Source organism: Pseudomonas turukhanskensis, from assembly GCF_027922365.1.
Taxonomy (GTDB): Bacteria; Pseudomonadota; Gammaproteobacteria; order Pseudomonadales; family Pseudomonadaceae; genus Aquipseudomonas; species Aquipseudomonas turukhanskensis.
Genome location: NZ_BSFN01000001.1, coordinates 384585 through 406054 on the forward strand (window position 1 = coordinate 384585; position 21470 = coordinate 406054).

Annotated in this window: 21 protein-coding genes; 17 read left to right on the forward strand and 4 right to left on the reverse strand. The window is 57.7% G+C overall.

Features of this window, described 5'->3' with window-relative positions:
* The 3 genes from gmhB to phoA all read left to right on the forward strand — a co-directional run bounded on the left by gmhB (position 1) and on the right by phoA (position 3000).
* Positions 1 to 537 (forward strand): D-glycero-beta-D-manno-heptose 1,7-bisphosphate 7-phosphatase, encoded by a 537-nt coding sequence (gmhB, locus tag PKE98_RS01755; RefSeq protein WP_271193492.1) that lies wholly within the window; start codon positions 1 to 3, stop codon positions 535 to 537.
* A gap of 30 nt (positions 538 to 567) precedes the next feature.
* A complete protein-coding gene (locus PKE98_RS01760; protein ID WP_271193493.1) occupies positions 568 to 1341 on the forward strand; it encodes a lysophospholipid acyltransferase family protein in 774 nt (257 codons plus the stop codon).
* Between the two features lie 219 nt (positions 1342 to 1560).
* Positions 1561 to 3000, forward strand: a complete 1440-nt coding sequence (phoA, locus tag PKE98_RS01765; protein WP_271193494.1) for an alkaline phosphatase — start codon at positions 1561 to 1563, stop codon at positions 2998 to 3000.
* A 95-nt stretch (positions 3001 to 3095) separates the two neighbouring features.
* On the opposite strand, the gene gyrB is transcribed toward phoA, so the two are convergent.
* The 4 genes from gyrB to dnaA are packed head-to-tail and all read right to left on the reverse strand — an operon-like array spanning position 3096 to position 9248.
* Positions 3096 to 5513 carry a DNA topoisomerase (ATP-hydrolyzing) subunit B gene (gene gyrB / locus PKE98_RS01770; RefSeq protein WP_271193495.1) on the reverse strand — a complete coding sequence of 806 codons (2418 nt, stop codon included), beginning with the start codon at positions 5511 to 5513 and terminating at the stop codon, positions 3096 to 3098.
* A gap of 4 nt (positions 5514 to 5517) precedes the next feature.
* Positions 5518 to 6621, reverse strand: a complete 1104-nt coding sequence (gene recF, locus PKE98_RS01775) for a DNA replication/repair protein RecF (RefSeq protein ID WP_271193496.1) — start codon at positions 6619 to 6621, stop codon at positions 5518 to 5520.
* Positions 6622 to 6638: 17 nt separating this feature from the next.
* The gene (gene dnaN, locus PKE98_RS01780) at positions 6639 to 7742 is read right to left on the reverse strand and encodes a DNA polymerase III subunit beta (RefSeq protein WP_271193497.1); all 1104 of its coding nucleotides are present in this window, start codon (positions 7740 to 7742) and stop codon (positions 6639 to 6641) included.
* A gap of 36 nt (positions 7743 to 7778) precedes the next feature.
* Positions 7779 to 9248, reverse strand: a complete 1470-nt coding sequence (dnaA, locus tag PKE98_RS01785; protein ID WP_271193498.1) for a chromosomal replication initiator protein DnaA — start codon at positions 9246 to 9248, stop codon at positions 7779 to 7781.
* Between the two features lie 553 nt (positions 9249 to 9801).
* On the opposite strand from dnaA, the gene rpmH reads away from it, so the two are divergent.
* The 14 genes from rpmH (at position 9802) to PKE98_RS01855 (ending at position 21465) form a co-directional block, all read left to right on the forward strand.
* A complete protein-coding gene (gene rpmH / locus PKE98_RS01790; RefSeq protein WP_002551315.1) occupies positions 9802 to 9936 on the forward strand; it encodes a 50S ribosomal protein L34 in 135 nt (44 codons plus the stop codon).
* A gap of 13 nt (positions 9937 to 9949) precedes the next feature.
* Positions 9950 to 10354, forward strand: a complete 405-nt coding sequence (gene rnpA, locus PKE98_RS01795; RefSeq protein ID WP_373877801.1) for a ribonuclease P protein component — start codon at positions 9950 to 9952, stop codon at positions 10352 to 10354.
* Positions 10347 to 10592: a membrane protein insertion efficiency factor YidD gene (gene yidD / locus PKE98_RS01800; RefSeq protein WP_122449903.1), complete on the forward strand. Its 246-nt coding sequence runs from the start codon at positions 10347 to 10349 to the stop codon at positions 10590 to 10592. The genes rnpA and yidD overlap by 8 nt, the downstream gene beginning before the upstream one ends.
* Before the next feature lie 2 nt (positions 10593 to 10594).
* Positions 10595 to 12334 (forward strand): membrane protein insertase YidC, encoded by a 1740-nt coding sequence (yidC, locus tag PKE98_RS01805; protein ID WP_271193510.1) that lies wholly within the window; start codon positions 10595 to 10597, stop codon positions 12332 to 12334.
* Between the two features lie 96 nt (positions 12335 to 12430).
* Entirely contained in the window at positions 12431 to 13798 is a 1368-nt protein-coding gene (gene mnmE, locus PKE98_RS01810; protein ID WP_271193511.1) for a tRNA uridine-5-carboxymethylaminomethyl(34) synthesis GTPase MnmE, read from the forward strand.
* A gap of 511 nt (positions 13799 to 14309) precedes the next feature.
* On the forward strand, positions 14310 to 16202 hold the full coding sequence (mnmG, locus tag PKE98_RS01815) for a tRNA uridine-5-carboxymethylaminomethyl(34) synthesis enzyme MnmG (protein WP_271193512.1): 1893 nt from the start codon (positions 14310 to 14312) through the stop codon (positions 16200 to 16202).
* Positions 16202 to 16849, forward strand: a complete 648-nt coding sequence (rsmG, locus tag PKE98_RS01820; protein ID WP_271193513.1) for a 16S rRNA (guanine(527)-N(7))-methyltransferase RsmG — start codon at positions 16202 to 16204, stop codon at positions 16847 to 16849. The genes mnmG and rsmG overlap by 1 nt, the downstream gene beginning before the upstream one ends.
* Positions 16850 to 16867: 18 nt before the next feature.
* Positions 16868 to 17656, forward strand: coding sequence for a ParA family protein (locus PKE98_RS01825; RefSeq protein ID WP_271193514.1), 789 nt, complete (start codon positions 16868 to 16870; stop codon positions 17654 to 17656).
* A 9-nt stretch (positions 17657 to 17665) separates the two neighbouring features.
* A complete protein-coding gene (locus PKE98_RS01830; protein WP_271193515.1) occupies positions 17666 to 18538 on the forward strand; it encodes a ParB/RepB/Spo0J family partition protein in 873 nt (290 codons plus the stop codon).
* Between the two features lie 172 nt (positions 18539 to 18710).
* Positions 18711 to 19118, forward strand: coding sequence for a F0F1 ATP synthase subunit I (locus PKE98_RS01835; protein ID WP_271193516.1), 408 nt, complete (start codon positions 18711 to 18713; stop codon positions 19116 to 19118).
* A gap of 16 nt (positions 19119 to 19134) precedes the next feature.
* Complete coding sequence (atpB, locus tag PKE98_RS01840) at positions 19135 to 20004, forward strand: F0F1 ATP synthase subunit A (protein ID WP_271193517.1); 870 nt, start codon at positions 19135 to 19137, stop codon at positions 20002 to 20004.
* A gap of 127 nt (positions 20005 to 20131) precedes the next feature.
* Positions 20132 to 20389 carry a F0F1 ATP synthase subunit C gene (gene atpE / locus PKE98_RS01845; RefSeq protein ID WP_002555987.1) on the forward strand — a complete coding sequence of 86 codons (258 nt, stop codon included), beginning with the start codon at positions 20132 to 20134 and terminating at the stop codon, positions 20387 to 20389.
* A gap of 54 nt (positions 20390 to 20443) precedes the next feature.
* Positions 20444 to 20914, forward strand: a complete 471-nt coding sequence (locus tag PKE98_RS01850; RefSeq protein WP_271193566.1) for a F0F1 ATP synthase subunit B — start codon at positions 20444 to 20446, stop codon at positions 20912 to 20914.
* A gap of 14 nt (positions 20915 to 20928) precedes the next feature.
* A complete protein-coding gene (locus PKE98_RS01855; protein ID WP_271193567.1) occupies positions 20929 to 21465 on the forward strand; it encodes a F0F1 ATP synthase subunit delta in 537 nt (178 codons plus the stop codon).
* The last annotated feature ends 5 nt before the right edge of the window (positions 21466 to 21470 follow it).

Here is a 21470-nt window from a genome sequence, read left to right on the forward strand (position 1 = left end):
GTGAAGTTGCTGATACTCGACCGCGATGGGGTGATCAATTACGACTCCGACGCCTACATCAAAACGCTGGAGGAGTGGATTCCACTCCCCGGCGCTGTCGAGGCCATTGCGCAACTGAGCAAAGCCGGCTGGACGGTGGCGGTCGCCACCAACCAGTCGGGCCTGGCGCGCGGCTATTACTCGGCTGCGGTGCTCGATTCGATGCACGCTCGTCTGCGCGAACTGGTAGCCGGGCAGGGCGGTGAACTGGGGCTGGTGGTGCACTGTCCACATGGGCCTGCCGAGGGCTGCGAGTGCCGCAAACCCAAACCCGGCATGCTGAAATCCATCGCTGCGCATTACGACACAAATCTTGCAGGCGTATGGTTTGTTGGTGACAGTCGAGGTGACCTGGAAGCGGCGTTGGCCGTCGATTGTCAGCCTGTGTTGGTGAAGACCGGCAAAGGTGAAAAGACCCTGGAGGGCGCGTTGCCCGAAGGGACATTGATATTTGACGATTTGGCGGCGGTTGCCGCGCAGTTACTCCACACCCAATAGGCGGGGATTGCCCGCGACGGATAACGCTAAATGTCGATCGTGCTGGCCATCAGAATTTTCCTCTTCTATATCCTCCTCGGCGGCAGTGCCTTGCTCTGGTGCAGCCTGAGTTTCTTCGTCGCACCGTTCCAATCCTTTGAAGCCCGTTATCGCTTTATCAACGTTAACTGGTGCCGCTTTGCGGTGAAGCTGACTGAAGTGCTGCTCGGCATTCGCTATGAAGTACAAGGCGCTGAAAACGTGCCCACCCAGCCTTGCGTGATCCTTTCCAAGCACCAGAGCACCTGGGAAACCTTCTTTCTTTCGTGCTATTTCGCCCCGCTGAGCCAGGTGCTCAAGCGCGAGCTGTTGTATGTGCCGTTTTTCGGTTGGGCCATGGCCATGCTCAAACCCATTGCCATTGACCGTAATAATCCAAAAGCGGCGTTGAAAGAGCTGGCCAAGCAGGGTCATGAACGCCTGCAGCAAAATATCTGGGTGCTGATTTTTCCCGAAGGCACCCGCGTACCGGCCGGACAGATTGGCAAGTTCTCCCGTGGCGGCACTGCGCTGGCAGTAAACGCCAACCTGCCAGTGCTGCCGATTGCCCATAACGCCGGCGAGTTCTGGCCGAAACAGGGCTGGTGGAAGACCCCAGGCACCATCCAGGTGGTTATTGGCCCGGCGATGTTCGCCGAAGGCACGGGCCCGCGGGCGATCGCAGAACTCAATGAGCGCGCGTTCAACTGGGTGGAGAAAACCCAGCGTGAGATTGGCGCGCTGTACGGCGACAACCCCATTAGTGAAACGCCGGTTCAGCTCTAGCAACCGACTGATTTGAAAAGAAAAGCCCCAGCCACCGTGCTGGGGCTTTTGCATTTGGCCGAGCACTTCACACAAATCCTCATTGCCCCGCTCGCTGTAACGCGACGTTAACCAAGCATCCCTATTGTCGGTTTGCTTGTTTATCTCGTCGGTCCAGTTTTGCTGGCAGTAGTCGCGAGAACACCTCCTCTTCCTGCTCATCCGCATAAGGACTTATCGATGACTACCGCCTTACCGCTGGCCCTTTCCCTCGCCGTTTCTGCCGCGTTGCTGTCCTTCTCCACTGTCAGCGCTGCCCATGATCACGACGAAAAAGTGAGCAAGAGCCTGTACAACCGCGAAGCCCGTGGCGATATCACCGAATACGCCGGCGCTCGCCGCGTGGGTCGTGACTTGACGGACTCGATCAAAGCCTCGCTGTCCGACCGCAAAGCCAAGAACGTGATTCTGCTTATCGGCGACGGCATGGGCGATTCAGAAATCACCCTGGCGCGTAACTACGCACAAGGCGCAGGTGGTTACTTCAAAGGCATCGACGCGTTGCCGCTGACCGGCCAATACACCCACTACGCGCTGCATAAAGACACCGGCAAGCCTGACTACGTGACCGACTCGGCTGCATCCGCCACAGCCTGGTCCACCGGCGTTAAAACCTATAACGGTGCCTTGGGTGTGGATATCCACGAGAAGCCGCACCAGACCATTCTGGAGCTGGCGAAACTGCGTGGCATGGCCACGGGTAACGTGTCCACTGCTGAGCTGCAAGACGCTACCCCGGCGGCCTTGTTCTCCCACGTTACAGGCCGCAAGTGCTATGGCCCGGTCGCGACCACCGCCCAATGCCCGAGCAATGCCTTGGAGAAGGGCGGTGCCGGCTCGATTACCGAGCAGATGCTTAACGTACGTGCTGACGTCACGTTGGGCGGCGGCGCCACGACCTTTGCTGAAGTCGCCAAAGCCGGTAAGTGGTCAGGCAAAACCCTGCGTCAGCAAGCGGCCGATCGCGGCTTTGTGCTGGTAGAAGATGCGGCCGCTCTGAAGAAGATTCGCGTAGCCAACCAGAAACAGCCGGTGATTGGCCTGTTCTCGCCAGGCAATATGCCGACCCGCTGGATCGGCCCGACCGCCACGTACCACGGCAACCTGAACCAGGCGCCAGTCACCTGCCAGCCAAACGCGGCACGCACCGCCAGCACACCGACGCTGGCTGAGATGACGGTAAAAGCCATCGACCTGCTCAAGGACAACCGCAACGGTTTCTTCCTGCAGGTAGAAGGAGCCTCTATCGACAAACAGGACCACGCCGCCAACCCCTGTGGCCAGATCGGCGAAACCGTCGACCTGGATGAAGCCGTACAGATGGCCTTGGCGTTCGCCAAAGCCGACGGCAACACCCTGGTTATCGTGACTGCCGACCATGCGCACTCCAGTCAGATCGTGGCACTGGAAACCTCGGCACCAGGTTTGACTCAAGCGCTGAACACCAAAGACGGCGCCGTGATGGCGGTAAGCTACGGCAACTCGGAAGGGTCGTCGCAGGAACACACCGGTACTCAACTTCGCGTAGCCGCTTACGGCCCCCATGCGGCGAACGTGACTGGCCTGACGGATCAGACTGACCTGTACTTCACCATGCGGAATGCGTTGGGTTTGAAGTAAGTGGTTTAAACGGCCAGGGAGGGCTGTTTTAGGCCGTTAAAACAAAAACCCCAGCACATGGCTGGGGTTTTTATTTGGTAGGTTCAAACCGAGGCTTAGAAGTCCAGGTTCGACACCGCCAAGGCGTTGGCTTCGATGAAGTCACGGCGCGGTTCTACTTCGTCGCCCATCAGGGTATTGAAGATTTGGTCGGCGCTGATGGCGTCTTCGATGGTCACTTTCAGCATGCGACGCGCATCCGGGTCCATGGTGGTTTCCCACAGTTGGTCCGGGTTCATTTCGCCCAACCCTTTATAGCGCTGGATGCTGTGACGTTTGGTGCTCTCGGCCAGAAGCCAGTTAAGCGCGTCCTTGAAGGTGTTCACCGGCTTCTTGCGTTCGCCACGTTTCACGTAGGCGCCTTCTTCCAACAGACTGTTCAACTGGTCGCCCAGGGTGGTGACGGTCTTGTAGTCGTTACTGGCGAAGAAGTCGCGGTTGAAGGTGACGAAGTTGGAAACGCCGTGGGAAATCAACTCGACCTCCGGCAGCCACAGATGACGCTCCTGGTCTTCACGCAGGTTGGTTTTGTACACCAGGCCGGATTTCTCCATGGTGCGCAGGCGCTCGTTGAGCTTCTCCAACCAGGCTTGCATACCGGCTTGATCGCTGAGGTTGTCCAGGCTTACCGCCGGCAGATACACGAAGTGCTCGGTGAGCTCTTGCGGGTAGATGCGCGAGAGACGCTTGAGGGTCTTCATTACCATGCGGTAGTTGTTGACCAGTTTCTCCAGCGGCTCGCCGCCGATGCCCGGATCGTTTTCATTGACGTGCAAGCTGGCATCTTCGAGGGCCGACTGGGTCATGTATTCCTCCATGGCCTCGTCGTCCTTGATGTACTGCTCTTGCTTGCCTTTCTTCACTTTGTACAACGGCGGCTGAGCGATATAGATGTAGCCGCGCTCGACCAGCTCAGGCAGTTGGCGGAAAAAGAAGGTCAACAGCAGCGTACGAATGTGCGAGCCGTCGACGTCGGCGTCCGTCATGATGATGATGTTGTGGTAGCGCAGTTTGTCGATGTTGTATTCCTCACGACCGATACCGCACCCGAGGGCCGTGATCAGCGTGCCGACTTCCTGCGACGAAATCATACGGTCGAAACGTGCGCGTTCCACGTTCAGGATCTTGCCCTTGAGAGGCAGAATCGCTTGAGTCTTGCGGTTACGTCCCTGCTTGGCGGAGCCGCCAGCAGAGTCCCCTTCCACTAGGTACAGTTCGGAAAGGGCAGGGTCTTTCTCTTGGCAGTCGGCCAGCTTGCCCGGCAATCCTGCGATATCCAGGGCGCCTTTGCGACGGGTCATTTCCCGCGCCTTACGGGCAGCTTCACGGGCGCGTGCTGCGTCGATCATCTTGCCGACCACGGCCTTGGCTTCGTTGGGGTTTTCCAACAGGAAGTCGGAAAAGTACTTGCCCATTTCCTGCTCGACCGCGGTTTTCACCTCGGAGGAAACCAGCTTGTCTTTGGTCTGCGAGCTGAATTTAGGGTCGGGCACTTTCACCGAAATAATGGCCGTCAGACCTTCACGGGCATCGTCACCGGTGGTGGCGATCTTGTGTTTTTTGGCCAGACCTTCCTGCTCGATATAAGCGTTCAGGTTACGCGTCAACGCGGACCGGAAACCCGCCAGGTGGGTACCGCCGTCGCGCTGAGGAATGTTGTTAGTGAAGCAGAGCAGGTTCTCGTTGAAGCTGTCGTTCCACTGCAGAGCGACTTCCACACCCACACCGTCGTCGCGCTGAACGTTGAAGTGGAATACCTGGTTGACCGCCGTCTTGTTGGTGTTCAGGTACTCCACGAACGCACGCAGACCACCTTCGTACTTGAACAGCTCTTCCTTGCCGCTGCGCTCGTCCTTGAGAACGATGCCGACACCGGAGTTCAGGAAGGAAAGCTCACGCAGACGCTTGGCCAGGATGTCCCAGCTAAAGTGGATGTTCTGGAAGGTTTCAGCCGAGGGCTTGAAGTGGATTTCGGTACCTGTTTTATCGGTGTCGCCCACGGTACGCATCGGTGCCTGAGGCACGCCGTGCACGTAGGTTTGCTCCCAGACTTTGCCGCTACGGCGTACGGTCAGAAGCAGCAACTCGGAGAGGGCGTTTACTACCGAAACACCTACGCCGTGCAGGCCGCCGGATACCTTATAAGAGTTGTCGTCGAACTTACCGCCGGCGTGCAGCACGGTCATGATGACCTCGGCTGCGGAAACGCCTTCTTCTTTGTGCACATCCACCGGAATACCACGGCCGTTGTCACGCACGGTGATGGATTCGTCCGGGTGGATGATGATGCTGATGTCGTCGCAATGCCCGGCAAGGGCTTCGTCGATGGAGTTGTCGACCACCTCAAAAACCATATGGTGCAGACCGCTACCATCGTCAGTGTCACCGATGTACATACCGGGCCGCTTGCGTACGGCGTCCAGGCCTTTCAGCACTTTGATGCTGGACGAATCGTACGTTTGATTTTCGCTCATGCCTTCACTCCCGATGGTCGTGGGTCTGGGTGATACAGCCATGTTCCACGTGGAACATCGCTACCGGCGTATCCGTGCGCCAGCTTCCCCGCAACAATTCATGGTCTACACAGGTGATAAACACCTGGCAGTTCAAATCTTCTAATAAACGGCACAACGCGTTTCGATGCTGCTCGTCCAACTCGGACGGCAGATCATCCACCAGGTAGATGCACTGGCCGCGTCGTGCCTGACTAACCAAATGCCCTTGGGCAATTCGCAAGGCACACACCACCAACTTCTGTTGGCCCCGCGAAAGAATTTCGGCGGCGTTATGAGCGCCTAATCGCAAGCGCAAATCAGCGCGTTGCGGACCGGCTTGGGTATGTCCGAGATGCTGGTCACGCTGAAGCGTCGTGCTCAGTACGGCCTGCAATTCCCGGTCTTTATCCCAACCGCGGTAATAACTGAGGGTAAGCCCCTCGAGCTCCACCAGCTCCCGAAGCACCTCTTCGAATACCGGCTTAAGGGCCTGGATATAACTGCGGCGATAGCCATCGATTTCGTCGCTGGCAAGGCACAGCTCGCGGTCCCAGGCCGCTTGCGAAGCGGCATCAAGTGTACCATGCCGCAGCCATGAGTTTCGCTGCCGCAGCGCCTTCTGGAGGCGCTGCCAGGCCGGCATAAAGCGAGGTTCCACGTGGAACACTCCCCAATCCAGAAACTGTCTCCGAATCTTGGGTGCGCCTTCCAGCAAGCGAAAACTGTCCGGGTTAATCAGTTGCAACGGCAATGCTTCAGCCAGTTGTGCTGCACTGCGTGCATTCTGACCATCAATGCGAATTTGAAATTCACCCTGACGATCGCGAGAAACACCAAGGTTGCTTTGGCCACCCTCGGCCAGCTCGACTTGACCGAATACGGTGCACGCTTCCTGCTCATACTGAATGACCGGCAGGAGACGAGCACTGCGGAACGAACGGGCAAGACCAAGCAAGTGAATGGCTTCCAGCAGGCTGGTTTTACCACTGCCGTTGGCGCCGGAAAGGATATTGATGCGGGGGGAAGGGGAGAGGGTCACCGGGTGCAGATTGCGCACCGCGGTGACCGTGACGCGACTGAGGGACATCTAGACTCGATTCAGGGTCAGAGGCGCATCGGCATGACGACGTAAGCGGAGTCGTCGTTGTCCGACTCTTGTACCAGGGCGCTGCTGTTGGAATCCGACAAAATCAGGCGAACCTGTTCGGTGGTCATCACGCCCAGTACATCAAGCAAATAGCTGACGTTAAAACCAATTTCCAACGCGCCGCCGTTGTAATCAACGACCACTTCTTCCTCAGCTTCTTCCTGTTCAGGGTTGTTCGCCTGAATTTTCAGCAAGCTATTGGCCAGTTGCAGGCGAATGCCACGGTATTTCTCATTGGAAAGAATGGCGGTACGGCTGAATGCTTCACGTAGCGCCTGACGGTCGCCCAACACCAACTTGTCGCCACCTTTTGGCAGTACGCGCTCGTAGTCAGGGAATTTACCGTCGACCAGCTTCGAGGTGAAGGTGAACTCTCCAGTGGTGGCGCGAATATGATGTTGGCCCAATACGATGTCCACCGTGCCGTCTTGCTCAGTCAGCAAACGAGCCAGCTCCAGAATGCCTTTGCGCGGCACGATCACCTGATGGCGGTCCGCTTGTTCGATCCCGGCTTCCATCGAGCACATGGCCAACCTGTGACCATCAGTGGCAACAGCACGCAATACGCCAGTTTGCACTTCGATCAACATGCCGTTCAGGTAATAACGGACATCCTGCTGCGCCATCGCGAAACTGGTGCGCTCAATCAGGCGACGCAGCTTGCTCTGTACCAGCGTGAAGGTGAACGAACCCGGGCCTTCTTCCACAGTAGGGAAGTCATTGGCAGGCAGGGTGGAGAGGGTGAAGCGGCTACGGCCAGCCTTGACCACCAACTTGGTTTCATCAACGCGGATATCGATCAACGCATCGTTTGGCAGGCTTTTGCAGATATCCATCAGCTTGCGCGCCGGTACGGTGATTTCGCCAGATTCAGCTGGCTCTTCCAACGTCACGCGACCGACCAGCTCGACTTCAAGGTCGGTACCGGTCAACGACAGCTGCTGGCCATCTACCACCAACAGCACGTTAGACAGCACCGGCAGCGTCTGCCGGCGTTCAACCACGCCAGCGACCAGTTGCAACGGTTTCAACAGGGCTTCGCGTTGAATAGTGAAATGCATGGTCTCGTCCCTTTGCCTCGTGGGCTGCGTAATGGGTCAGGTGGTCAGCGTGCGCAGCAGGTTCTTGTAATCCTCGCGGATGTCCGCGTCGGCTTCCCTAAGTTCAGCAATCTTACGGCATGCGTGCAATACAGTGGTGTGATCACGACCGCCGAAGGCATCACCGATTTCCGGCAGGCTATGGTTGGTCAATTCTTTGGATAACGCCATAGCCACTTGCCGTGGCCGCGCTACCGAACGGGAGCGGCGCTTGGACAGCAAGTCGGAAATCTTGATCTTGTAGTACTCGGCAACGGTGCGCTGAATATTGTCGACGCTGACCAGTTTGTCCTGCAGCGCCAACAAGTCCTTCAACGACTCACGAATCAGCTCGATGGTGATATCGCGGCCCATAAAGTGTGCGTGTGCGATAACACGTTTCAACGCGCCTTCAAGCTCACGCACATTGGAGCGGATGCGTTGCGCGATAAAGAAGGCAGCATCGTGGGGCAAATCGACTTTGGCCTGGTCGGCCTTTTTCATCAGAATCGCTACGCGGGTTTCCAGCTCGGGCGGCTCCACGGCCACCGTGAGTCCCCAGCCAAAGCGGGACTTCAAACGCTCTTCCAGCCCCTCGATTTCTTTCGGATACCGGTCGCTGGTAAGAATGACCTGCTGTCCACCCTCAAGCAGGGCGTTGAAGGTGTGGAAGAATTCTTCTTGCGAGCGTTCTTTCTTGGCGAAAAATTGGATGTCATCGATCAGCAACGCATCCACCGAACGGTAGAAGCGTTTGAACTCATTGATGGCGTTCAACTGCAGGGCCTTGACCATGTCGGCCACGAACCGCTCCGAATGCAGGTACACGACCTTCGCGTTCGGATTCTTCTTTAATAGATGGTTGCCCACCGCATGCATCAAGTGGGTTTTACCCAAGCCCACGCCGCCATAAAGGAACAACGGGTTGTAGCCATGCTTGGGGTTATCCGCCACCTGCCATGCGGCCGCGCGAGCAAGCTGGTTGGACTTACCTTCGACGAAGTTCTCGAAGGTAAAGGTGCGATTCAAATAGCTGGTGTGTTTGAGCGCGCCCTCAACCTGCACGGTGCGCTCGGTACGAACTGGAGCAGTCTGAGAACTGGCACCGGCCATGGGGTCGAAACTTGCGCGCGACGGCTCACTCGAGACAGCCATCGCAACCGGCTCGTCGCGCACCGGCGCACTGACAGGCGCGGCAACCGGCTGTTGAGGCGCAGGCATCGGCGAGCGGACTACAGCGGCTCGCTTGCTGCCTATTAATAAGGAGATAGCCGGAGCCATGCCCTCGCTGCGCTCATGCAGCAGCTCGAGCAGTCGGCCCATGTACTTTTCGTTTACCCAATCCAGCACGAAGCGGTTGGGCGCAAAGACACGCAGCTCATCACTGGAGGCTTCAACCTGCAGCGGGCGAATCCAGGTATTGAATTGCTGGGCCGGCAGCTCATCGCGTAGAAGTTCTACACACTGCTGCCAAAGTTCCACAGACACAGAAATCCCCTAAGACAAATAGGCCGCGAGGCCCAAAACAGCCGGCATTGTACCCACACCCCAGGGTAGTTATCCACATGCGAGCCAAAGTTTTCACCACGTAAAATCAACGTGTTAATGGATTTCCAACTGAAAAATCCGGCTAACCTGAACCCTGTGGATAACCGCCTATAAGCCTGCGGGATAAGCCTGGGGAGAACCCAGTGGAAAACCTGCCTGTGGATAAAAGCCCCTTTCATCCCCAGCTTATGCGCAGGACCGGTACAGGCTACACACCTGTTCTGGACAGGGTTATTATCCGCCGCACGCCTTGAAGGGCTTAGCCTGAAGCACCTTATCCACAGAAAGGTCATTAGCTAAGAGTAGTTAATAGATTAAAAAAGATTTAAATCTCTCTTCTTAATATTCTTTATTTACCCGCATCCCCCAAACCAGACCCTCCTTACAGAAATGTTGGTTGGAAATTGACCTGACCGCCTGGTTTCTCTAGAATTGCCGGTCTCTTAAAACGGGGGCCATTCCGGCCCGTTGTCGATAACCCAGGTAACGCACCATGAAACGCACTTTCCAACCAAGCACTATCAAGCGCGCTCGCACCCACGGCTTCCGTGCCCGTATGGCTACCAAGAACGGCCGCGCTGTTCTGTCCCGTCGCCGTGCCAAAGGCCGTAAGCGTCTGGCCGTTTGATAATTCGGCATCGGTGGTGAGTCAAGACTTCGGTCGGGAAAAGCGTCTGCTGACCCCTCGACAATTCAAGACAGTCTTTGACTCCCCCAGCGGTAAGGTTCCGGGTAAGAACGTCCTGCTCCTCGCGCGCAACAACGATCTCGATCATCCCCGCCTGGGTTTGGTTATCGGCAAGAAGAGCGTCAAGCTCTCTGTTGAGCGCAATCGCCTCAAACGAGTCATCCGCAATTCATTCCGTCTCAACCAGGAAAACCTGGTGGGCTGGGACATTGTGGTTGTCGCGCGCAAAGGCCTAGGTGATCTGGAAAATCCCGAATTGGCTATCCAGTTCGGCAAGCTCTGGAAACGCTTGGCACGTAGTAAGCCAAGCCCGGAAGTCCTTCCGCTAGCAGGGGTTACCGACAGTCCCCATGCGTAAACTGGCACTCGCTTCGATTCAGGTTTATCGCTACGCCATCAGTCCGTTGATGGCCAGTCACTGTCGTTTTTACCCCAGCTGCTCCTGCTACGCGTATGAAGCCATTGAACACCATGGTTTCATGCGCGGCGGCTGGCTGACGCTCCGTCGGCTAGGTCGTTGTCACCCATGGAATCCCGGTGGTTACGATCCGGTTCCAGGCGCCCCCATTTCCCGACCCCCTTCGATGGCCGAGTAATCATGGATATTAAACGCTCGATCCTGATCGCCGCGCTCGCAATCGTGTCCTATGTCATGGTTCTCAAGTGGAACGAAGACTACGGCCAAACGGCTCTGCCGACTGCGAACACCGCCGCTGCGACCAGCAATACCGCTGCGCTGCCCGACGTCCCTGCCGCCGGTACTGGCGCTAGCGATGTGCCAAGCGCGCCGTCCGCTCAACCTGAAGCCACTGCTGCTGCCCCACAGGCCAGCAAAGACCTGATTCGGGTTAAGACTGACGTACTTGAGCTGGCCATTGATCCAAGCGGTGGCGACATCGTCCAACTGACCCTGCCGCAATACCCGCGTCGCCAGGATCGTCCGGATGTTCCGTTCCAGCTGTTCGACAACGGAAACGAACGTACCTACCTGGCCCAAAGCGGTCTGATCGGCAGCAACGCCCCGGATTCCGCCAATGGTCGTGCGGTATGGCAAAGCGCGCAGAAGAGCTACCAACTGGCCGACGGCCAGAACGCTCTGGTAGTGGATCTGACCTTCGCCAAAGACGGCGTCAACTACATCAAGCGTTTCAGCTTCAAGCGTGGTCTAAACCCGGAGTGCTCGGCCAAAGAGCAGGAACTGAAAAAACCAGGTTGCGTCGACCCGTCGTCCTACCAGGTTGATGTGCGTTACCTGATCGACAACCAGAGCACTACCGCCTGGGCCGGCAACATGTATGCCCAGCTCAAGCGCGACAACAGCGATGACCCGTCGAAGACCGCCGCCACCAGCACTGCCACCTACCTCGGTGCAGCCATGGCGACGCATGACTCGGCCTACAAAAAAGTGTCGATGAAAGACATCGACAAGGCGCCGGTCAAAGAAACCGTCAAAGGCGGCTGGGTCGCCTGGCTGCAGCATTATTTTGTGACCGCCTGGATTCCAAGCCAGGACAACGACAACAGTGTGCAAACCCGCAAAGACACCCAAGGCAACTACATCGTCGGCTTCACCACTCCAAGCGTGAACGTGGCGCCGGGCAGCAAAGGTGAAGTGTCGGCCATTCTCTACGCCGGTCCGAAAATCCAGAAACACTTGGGCTCTCTCGCGCCAGGCCTGGAACTGACAGTCGACTACGGCATTCTGTGGTTTATCGCTCAGCCGATCTTCTGGCTGCTGCAACATATCCACAGCATCCTGGGTAACTGGGGCTGGTCGATCATCGTGCTGACCATGATCATCAAAGGCTTCTTCTTCCCGCTGTCGGCTGCCAGCTACAAGTCCATGGCACGTATGCGTGCAGTGGCGCCGAAACTGGCTGCCTTGAAAGAACAGCATGGCGATGACCGGCAGAAAATGTCGCAAGCCATGATGGAGCTTTACAAGAAAGAGAAGATCAACCCGTTAGGGGGCTGCCTGCCGATTCTGGTGCAGATGCCGGTTTTCCTCGCCTTGTACTGGGTGCTTCTGGAAAGCGTCGAGATGCGTCAGGCGCCGTGGATGTTCTGGATCACCGACCTGTCGATCAAAGACCCGTTCTTCATTCTGCCGCTGATCATGGGTGCCACCATGTTCATCCAGCAGCAGTTGAACCCCGCGCCGCCGGATCCGATGCAGGCCAAGGTCATGAAAATGATGCCAATCATCTTCACCTTCTTCTTCCTGTGGTTCCCAGCGGGTCTGGTGCTGTATTGGGTAGTCAACAACTGCCTGTCCATTGCTCAGCAGTGGTACATCACCCGCAAGATCGAAGCCGCTACCAAGGCCGCCAACGCCTAAGCCTGGCTTGCTAAGCTGAATGAGCGCCCCGCCCGAGCAATACGTGGCGGGGCGTTTTGCTATTTGCCGAATGCTATTTGTGAAGAGAAGCGCGCCATGAGCAACGTTCGAGAAACCATTGCAGCGGTTGCCACCGCCCAGGGTCGTGCCGGCGTCGGTATCGTTCGCGTTTCCGGCCCCAAGGCCCAGGCAATTGCCAAGGCCATCAGCCAGCGTCAACTGAAGCCACGGTATGCCCATTACGGACCGTTCCATGGCGAACAGGACGTTGTTCTCGATGAAGGCCTGGCGTTGTACTTCCCCGGCCCCAACTCGTTTACCGGCGAAGACGTATTGGAACTGCAGGGCCACGGGGGTCCAGTGGTGCTGGATTTACTGTTGCGCCGTTGTCTGCGTTTGGGGGCTCGTCTGGCACGGCCAGGTGAGTTCAGCGAACGCGCCTTTCTCAATGACAAGCTCGACCTGGCGCAAGCCGAAGCCATTGCCGACCTCATCGAGGCCAGCTCCGAACAGGCGGCACGTAACGCCTTGCGCTCCTTGCAGGGCGAGTTTTCCCGCCGCGTGCATGGGCTTACCGAACGGCTGATTTCTCTGCGTATCTACGTAGAAGCTGCCATCGACTTTCCGGAAGAAGAAATCGATTTCCTCGCCGACGGCCATGTTCTGGCGATGCTTAATGAGGTGCGCAGCGATCTGGCTGCCGTGCAGCGTGAAGCCAATCAGGGCGCCCTGCTGCGCGACGGCATGACGGTGGTGATCGCCGGCCGCCCGAATGCCGGCAAATCCAGTCTGCTAAACGCACTGGCTGGTCGCGAAGCGGCCATCGTCACGGAAATCGCCGGCACCACCCGCGATGTGTTGCGTGAACATATCCACATCGACGGTATGCCCTTGCATGTGGTCGACACCGCCGGCCTGCGCGACACCGATGACCATGTGGAAAAGATCGGCGTCGAGCGTGCCCTCAAGGCCATTGGTGAAGCCGATCGTGTGTTGCTGGTGGTAGATGCCACGTCCGCAGAAGCCAGCGATCCTTTCGCGCTCTGGCCGGAGTTTTTGAGCCAGCGGCCCGATCCGTCCAAGGTTACGCTGATTCGCAACAAGGCCGACCTCTCTGGCGAGCCTGTGGCGCTGGAGGTAAGCGAGGATGGCCACGTGACCATCAGCCTGTCCGCGCGCTCAGCCGCGGGCCTCGAGCTTTTGCGTGACCACCTCAAAGCCTGCATGGGGTACGAACAGACCGCCGAGAGCGGCTTTAGCGCCCGCAGAAGGCACCTGGAGGCGCTTAACCACGCCAGTCAGTCTCTGGAACATGGTTATACACAGCTGACCCTCGCAGGCGCTGGCGAACTGCTTGCCGAAGACCTGCGTATAGCGCAGCAAGCGTTGGGCGAAATTACCGGCGCATTCAGCTCCGATGACCTGCTAGGTCGCATCTTCTCGAGCTTTTGCATCGGCAAATAGCCCATCACGAGTGAATCAAGCCCGGCCAGCCCGGGCTTTTTCACGCCTGAAATAATCAACAGGGCGAAATTAAACCCTGTGGATAACAGCCCTTAAGCCCAGTCGATAAGCAGGGGGCAAACCTGGGGACGAATCGGCCTGTGCACAAGTAAGCGTTCCATCCACAGGTTTAAGGCGGTTATCCAGAAGGCTCCACCCCAGATGACCACAGCCTTATACAATTCCATACACCCCGTGGCCGCTGGCTTGCAGCAATCTATCCACAGAAACGGTGCCCATAAGTAATAAACATAAAAACAAAGCTTTAAAAAATTCTCTTCTCTCTTTCTTTATTAACCGACCGACCTCGCCCCCTTGAGCCATTGGCTATTTTTTGTTCAAAAGGCTTCTTTCAACCCTGCTAAATCCCTATACTTGCCGCCTTTCCGCTTTTCCCAAGTTCCCCGGTCGGCTAAAAGACGCCTGGTCAGTTAAAAGCCTCCCCCAATTCTCAACAGGCACGAGGTGCGTGGTGGATTTCCCTTCCCGTTTTGATGTCATCGTTATCGGCGGCGGCCATGCCGGCACTGAAGCAGCGCTGGCTGCTGCACGCATGGGCGTAAAAACCCTGCTGCTTAGCCACAACGTCGACACCCTCGGGCATATGAGCTGCAACCCTGCCATTGGCGGCATCGGTAAAAGCCATCTGGTGAAAGAAATTGACGCCTTGGGCGGTGCCATGGCTGAGGCCACTGACAAAGGTGGTATCCAGTTTCGTGTGCTCAACAGCCGCAAAGGCCCAGCCGTTCGCGCCACCCGCGCCCAAGCCGATCGCATGCTTTACAAGGCGGCGATTCGCGAAACGCTGGAGAACCAGCCGAACCTGTGGATATTTCAGCAATCGTGTGACGACCTGATCGTGGAACAGGACCAGGTGCGGGGTGTGGTTACCCAGATGGGCCTGCGTTTCTTCGCAGAATCCGTGGTGTTAACCACAGGCACCTTCCTCGGCGGACTTATCCACATCGGCTTGCAGAACCATTCCGGCGGCCGTGCCGGGGATCCGCCTTCGATTGCCCTGGCCCAGCGCCTGCGCGAACACCCGCTGCGGGTTGGTCGTTTGAAAACCGGTACCCCACCGCGCATCGACGGTCGCTCGGTCGATTTCTCGGTAATGACCGAGCAGCCTGGCGATACCCCAATCCCGGTGATGTCTTTCCTGGGTCACAAGGAACAGCATCCCCGTCAGGTCAGCTGCTGGATTACCCACACCAACGCCCGTACCCACGAAATCATCGCCGCCAACCTCAACCGGTCGCCGATGTATTCCGGGGTTATCGAAGGCATTGGCCCACGCTATTGCCCGTCTATTGAAGACAAGATTCATCGTTTTGCCGACAAGGATAGCCATCAGGTATTCATTGAGCCCGAAGGCCTGAATACCCATGAGCTGTACCCCAACGGCATTTCCACGTCTTTGCCGTTCGATGTGCAGTTGGAACTGGTGCGCTCGATTCGCGGTATGGAAAACGCTCATATCGTTCGCCCGGGCTATGCCATCGAATACGACTATTTCGACCCGCGCGATCTGAAGTACAGCCTGGAAACCAAAGTGATTGCCGGCCTGTTCTTCGCGGGGCAAATCAACGGCACCACCGGCTACGAAGAAGCTGGCGCTCAAGGCCTGCTGGCCGGTGCCAACGCCGCTCTGCGGGCTCAGGGTAAAGACAGCTGGTGCCCACGTCGCGATGAGGCTTACATCGGCGTGCTGGTCGACGACCTGATCACCCTCGGCACCCAAGAGCCGTACCGCATGTTTACCTCCCGTGCCGAGTACCGCCTGATTCTGCGCGAAGACAACGCCGACCTGCGCCTGACCGAAAAAGGCCGCGAGCTGGGCCTGGTCGATGACCGTCGCTGGGCCGAGTTCTGTGCCAAGCGCGAAGGCATCGAGCAGGAAGAGCAGCGCCTGAAAAGCACGTGGGTGCGCCCGAACACCGCGCAAGGCGATGCCATTGCCGAACGCTTCGGCACGCCGCTGACCCACGAATACAACCTGCTCAGCCTGCTGACCCGTCCGGAAATCGACTACGCCGGCCTTATCGAGGTGACAGGCCCTGGTCATGACGACGTGCAGGTCGCCGAACAGGTCGAGATCAAGACCAAATACGCCGGCTACATCGATCGCCAGCAAGACGAGATCGCCCGTCTGCGTGCCAGCGAAAATACCAAGCTACCGGCAGATATCGATTACGCCGCCATCGCCGGGTTGTCCAAAGAGATTCAAAGCAAGCTTGGCCAGGCTCGTCCGGAAACGCTGGGGCAGGCTTCGCGTATTCCAGGTGTAACGCCGGCAGCCATTTCCCTGCTGATGATCAACCTGAAGAAACGCAGTGCCGGTCGTGAGCTGGAGCAAAGCGCCTGATGTCCATGGTTACCGCGCAACATGCCGAAGAATTGTCCCGTGGTGCCGCCGAACTAGGCGTCGAACTCAACGCACAGCAACACAGCCACCTGCTGGGCTACCTGGCCTTGCTGATCAAGTGGAACAAGGCCTACAACCTGACCGCTGTACGCGACCCAAACGAAATGGTTTCGCGCCATCTGCTCGACAGCCTGAGCGTGGTGCCCTACGTCGCCGAAGGTGGCAGCACCTGGCTGGACGTCGGCAGTGGCGGCGGTATGCCGGGTATTCCCTTGGCGATCATGTTTCCCGAGCGCCAGTTCACCCTTCTGGACTCCAACGGCAAGAAAACCCGTTTTCTTACCCAGGTGAAACTCGAACTCAAGCTCGCCAACCTGGACGTTATCCACAGCCGGGTAGAAGCGTTCACCCCGCCGACGCCGTTCACCGGTATCTGCTCGCGAGCCTTCAGCTCGCTGCAGGACTTCTCCGATTGGACTCGCCATCTCGGTGACACCGACACCCGCTGGCTGGCCATGAAAGGCGTGCACCCGGATGACGAGCTACAAGCGCTGCCGGCCGACTTTAAATTGGCTGCAACGCACGTCCTCAAGGTTCCCGGTTGCCAAGGTCAGCGCCATCTGTTGATACTGCGCCGCATCATATGACCGGGACTGACGCTGACCATGGCTAAAGTATTCGCCATCGCCAACCAGAAAGGCGGTGTGGCCAAGACCACGACTTGCATCAATCTGGCGGCTTCACTGGTTGCGACCAAGCGTCGTGTGCTGTTGATCGACCTTGATCCTCAAGGCAACGCCACCACCGGCAGTGGTGTGGATAAGTTGGCGTTGGAGCATTCGATCTACGACGTGTTGATCGGCGAGTGCGACCTGGGTCAGGCCATGCAGTTTTCCGAACATGGCGGCTACCAACTGCTGCCGGCCAACCGCGACCTTACTGCCGCCGAAGTGGCCTTGCTGGATATGCCGGCCAAGGAAAACCGTCTGCGCGAGGCGCTCGCGCCGATCCGCGAAAACTACGACTACATCCTCATCGATTGCCCGCCTTCACTGTCCATGCTGACGGTCAACGCTCTGGTGGCGGCCGATGGCGTGATCATTCCGATGCAATGCGAGTACTACGCACTGGAAGGACTGACCGACCTGGTCAACTCGATCCAGCGCATCGGCAAGCTGCTGAACCCGTCGCTGAAAATCGAAGGCCTGCTGCGCACCATGTACGACCCGCGCATCAGCCTGACCAACGACGTGTCCGCGCAGCTCAAAGCACACTTTGGTGATCAGCTCTACGACACCGTGATTCCCCGCAACGTCCGCCTGGCCGAGGCGCCGAGTTTCGGCATGCCGGCGCTGGCGTACGACAAGCAATCCCGTGGCGCCCTCGCCTACTTGGCACTGGCCGGTGAACTGTCCCGGCGTCAGCGCAGTGCCACACGAACCGCAAAAGCATAAGGATTATCCATGGCCAGCAAAAAACGAGGTCTCGGACGCGGACTGGACGCCCTGCTGGGCGGCACCAGTGTCAACGCTTTGCAGGAAGAAGCCGCGCAGGTCGATACCCGTGAGCTGCAATATGTGCCACTGGATCTGATTCAGCGCGGCAAGTACCAGCCGCGCCGCGACATGGACAGCACGGCGCTGGAAGAACTGGCCCAGTCCATTCGCGCCCAGGGCGTGATGCAACCGATCGTGGTCCGGCCGATCGGTACCGGCCGTTTCGAGATCATTGCCGGAGAGCGTCGCTGGCGAGCCAGCCAGCTGGCAGGCCTGGACAAGATTCCGGCCATGGTTCGCGAGGTGCCGGACGAAGCGGCCATCGCCATGGCGTTGATCGAAAACATCCAGCGCGAAGACCTCAACCCCATTGAAGAAGCCGTGGCCTTGCAACGGCTGCAGCAAGAGTTCCAGCTGACGCAACAGCAAGTGGCCGAAGCGGTGGGCAAGTCGCGGGTGACCATCACCAACCTGCTGCGTTTGATCTCCCTGCCTGAAGAAATCAAGACCCTGCTGTCCCATGGCGATCTGGAAATGGGCCATGCCCGTGCATTGCTCGGTTTGCCGGCTGAACAGCAGGTTGAAGGGGCGCGACATGTTGTCGCACGAGCCCTGACAGTGCGCCAAACCGAGGCACTGGTTCGCCAGTGGTTGAGCACCAAAGAGAAGCCTGTAGTGGCGGCAAAAGTCGACCCGGATATCAGTCGGCTGGAGCAGCGCCTGGCAGAGCGCCTGGGCTCTCCGGTGCAGATCAAGCATGGGCAGAAGGGCAAAGGCCAACTGGTTATCCGCTACAACTCGCTGGATGAGTTGCAAGGCGTTCTTGCCCACATCCGATAAGTCCTTCGCTGACATACTTAGTCATGTAGCGGGTAGTCGGAAATCACTACCGAGCAGTTGAATAGGGGGGGATCGCCCCCTATACTCTGCGCGCATTTTGTCGGCACAAACTATGCCAAGTCGTTGATTGTACGGCGACTGACACCAGAGGCCGAAAGCCGGAGAACATGTGATGGATGCACGCACGCCCAACCGCCTGCCGTTCCATCGTTTGCCGGTGTTTCCCGTGTTGCTCGTTCAACTCGTCGTATTGCTAATCGCAGCCGTCGTTTTGTGGCAATGGCGCGGTACGGTAAGTGGGTACTCTGGCGCGCTCGGCGGTTTGATCGCCTGGCTACCGAACATGTATTTCGCCCACAAGGCATTCCGGTTTACCGGAGCCCGGGCCGCCCAAGCGATAGTCCGGTCTTTTTATGCCGGTGAAGCGGGCAAGCTGATTCTGACGGCAGTGCTCTTTGCGCTGACGTTCGCAGGGGTAAAACCATTGGATGCGCTGGCAGTGTTCGGCGTGTTCTTCCTGACCCAGTTGGTCAATTGGTTTGCACCGCTGCTCACTAGAACAAGATTTTTGAGACCTTAGGGCGTTTGAGGCAAACATGGCAGAACAAACCGCTTCGGGCTATATCCAGCACCACTTGCAGAACCTGACTTTCGGGAAAACGCAGACCGGTGATTGGGGCTTTGCCCACACTGCACAAGAAGCCAAAGAAATGGGCTTCTGGGCTTTCCACGTAGATACCCTCGGCTGGTCCGTAGCGCTGGGTCTGATCTTCATCCTGCTGTTCCGCATGGCGGCCAAGAAAGCCACCTCCGGCCAACCTGGCGGTCTGCAGAACTTCGTTGAAGTGATGATCGAGTTTGTCGACACCAGCGTTAAGGACAGCTTCCACGGTCGCAACAAGCTTATCGCGCCCCTGGCTCTGACCATTTTCGTCTGGGTGTTTCTGATGAACGCCGTCGACCTGGTGCCGGTGGACTGGATTCCACAGCTGGCCATCCTGATCTCGGGCGACCACCACATTCCGTTCCGCGCCGTTTCCACCACAGACCCGAATGCCACCCTCGGCATGGCCCTGTCGGTATTCGCGCTGATCATTTTCTACAGCATCAAAGTCAAGGGCATCGGTGGTTTCATCGGTGAACTGACCCTGCACCCATTCGGCAGCAAGAACATCGCGGTTCAGATCCTTCTGATTCCGGTCAACTTCCTGCTGGAATTCGTCACCCTGGTCGCCAAGCCTATTTCGTTGGCACTGCGGTTGTTCGGCAACATGTACGCCGGTGAGCTGGTGTTCATTCTGATCGCTGTGATGTTCGGCAGTGGTCTACTGTGGCTGAGCGGTCTGGGTGTGGCGCTGCAGTGGGCATGGGCGGTGTTCCACATTCTGATCATCACCCTGCAAGCGTTCATCTTCATGATGCTCACCATCGTTTATCTGTCGATGGCGCACGAAGACAACCACTGATAGCGCGCAAGCGCTGGCAGTGAGCGGCCTCTGCCTGGGGCCGCAGCCCGCAAGGGCAAGCAATTTTGCTTTACCGCTTTACCTTAAAAAACCTTAACCAATACGACATAAAAAGTCGGGAGGAAAGATGGAAACTGTAGTTGGTCTGACCGCGATCGCCGTTGCACTGCTGATTGGCCTGGGTGCCCTGGGTACCGCCATTGGTTTCGGCCTGCTGGGCGGCAAGTTCCTGGAAGGCGCTGCGCGTCAGCCGGAAATGGTTCCGATGCTGCAAGTTAAAATGTTCATCGTGGCTGGTCTGCTGGACGCCGTGACCATGATCGGCGTTGGTATCGCACTGTTCTTCACCTTCGCGAACCCCTTCGTTGGTCAACTCGCAGGCTAATCACTCGTTTACGAGTGATTGGTTTGACGGACAACGAACGAGCGAGGTGTTGGCGTGAACATTAATGCAACCCTGATTGGCCAGTCCGTTGCCTTCTTCATCTTTGTGCTCTTTTGCATGAAGTTCGTGTGGCCTCCGGTCATCGCGGCTTTGCAAGAGCGTCAAAAGAAGATTGCTGATGGACTGGACGCTGCAAGCCGTGCGGCTCGCGACCTGGAGCTCGCCCACGAGAAAGTGGGTCAGCAACTGCGCGAAGCCAAAACTCAGGCAGCTGAAATCATTGAGCAAGCCAAAAAGCGCGCTACCCAGATCGTCGACGAAGCTCGCGATCAGGCCCGTGTCGAAGGTGAGCGCCTGAAGGCTCAGGCTCAGGCCGAGATCGAACAGGAACTGAACAGCGTCAAAGACGCCCTGCGTGCCCAACTGGGTGGCTTGGCGATCAGCGGTGCTGAGAAGATTCTGGGCGCCACTATCGACCAAAACGCGCATGCGGAGCTGGTTTCCAAACTGGCAGCCGAAATTTAAGCGAGGGCGCGATCATGGCAGAACTGACCACGTTGGCCCGACCTTACGCCAAGGCAGCTTTTGAGTACGCTCAGGCCCACCAGCAACTGGCCAATTGGTCAGCCATGCTCGGCCTGGCTGCGGCGGTGTCGCAAGACGCCACCGTACAGCGCGTGCTTACGGCCCCGCGTTTGACGAGTACAGACAAGGCCACCGCTTTTATTGAAGTGTGTGGTGACAAGTTCGATGCCAAGGTGCAGAACTTCATCCAGGTACTAGCCGAGAACAACCGTCTCGCGCTGCTGCCGCAAATCGCCGATTTGTTCGAGCTGTTGAAAGCCGAACAGGAAAAATCGGTCGACGTGGATGTAACCAGTGCCTTTGCATTGAACGACGAACAGCAAGACAAACTCGCCAAGGTTCTCAGTGCACGGCTCGGCCGGGAAGTGCGCCTGCACGCTGCGGAGGATGCCAGCCTTATTGGTGGCGTCGTAATCCGCGCCGGCGACCTGGTAATCGATGGCTCAGTTCGCGGCAAAATCGCGAAACTAGCCGAAGCATTGAAACTTTGAGTTTG

What these genes read in the sequence shown, in the direction of transcription:
- PKE98_RS01760 (WP_271193493.1), top strand. Translation starts at nt 568, where the DNA reads ATGTCGATCGTGCTGGCCATCAGAATTTTCCTCTTCTATATCCTCCTC.
- phoA (WP_271193494.1), top strand. Translation starts at nt 1,561, where the DNA reads ATGACTACCGCCTTACCGCTGGCCCTTTCCCTCGCCGTTTCTGCCGCG.
- gyrB (WP_271193495.1), bottom strand. Translation starts at nt 5,513, where the DNA reads ATGAGCGAAAATCAAACGTACGATTCGTCCAGCATCAAAGTGCTGAAA.
- recF (WP_271193496.1), bottom strand. Translation starts at nt 6,621, where the DNA reads ATGTCCCTCAGTCGCGTCACGGTCACCGCGGTGCGCAATCTGCACCCG.
- dnaN (WP_271193497.1), bottom strand. Translation starts at nt 7,742, where the DNA reads ATGCATTTCACTATTCAACGCGAAGCCCTGTTGAAACCGTTGCAACTG.
- rpmH (WP_002551315.1), top strand. Translation starts at nt 9,802, where the DNA reads ATGAAACGCACTTTCCAACCAAGCACTATCAAGCGCGCTCGCACCCAC.
- yidD (WP_122449903.1), top strand. Translation starts at nt 10,347, where the DNA reads ATGCGTAAACTGGCACTCGCTTCGATTCAGGTTTATCGCTACGCCATC.
- yidC (WP_271193510.1), top strand. Translation starts at nt 10,595, where the DNA reads ATGGATATTAAACGCTCGATCCTGATCGCCGCGCTCGCAATCGTGTCC.
- mnmE (WP_271193511.1), top strand. Translation starts at nt 12,431, where the DNA reads ATGAGCAACGTTCGAGAAACCATTGCAGCGGTTGCCACCGCCCAGGGT.
- rsmG (WP_271193513.1), top strand. Translation starts at nt 16,202, where the DNA reads ATGTCCATGGTTACCGCGCAACATGCCGAAGAATTGTCCCGTGGTGCC.
- PKE98_RS01825 (WP_271193514.1), top strand. Translation starts at nt 16,868, where the DNA reads ATGGCTAAAGTATTCGCCATCGCCAACCAGAAAGGCGGTGTGGCCAAG.
- PKE98_RS01830 (WP_271193515.1), top strand. Translation starts at nt 17,666, where the DNA reads ATGGCCAGCAAAAAACGAGGTCTCGGACGCGGACTGGACGCCCTGCTG.
- PKE98_RS01835 (WP_271193516.1), top strand. Translation starts at nt 18,711, where the DNA reads ATGGATGCACGCACGCCCAACCGCCTGCCGTTCCATCGTTTGCCGGTG.
- atpB (WP_271193517.1), top strand. Translation starts at nt 19,135, where the DNA reads ATGGCAGAACAAACCGCTTCGGGCTATATCCAGCACCACTTGCAGAAC.
- atpE (WP_002555987.1), top strand. Translation starts at nt 20,132, where the DNA reads ATGGAAACTGTAGTTGGTCTGACCGCGATCGCCGTTGCACTGCTGATT.
- PKE98_RS01855 (WP_271193567.1), top strand. Translation starts at nt 20,929, where the DNA reads ATGGCAGAACTGACCACGTTGGCCCGACCTTACGCCAAGGCAGCTTTT.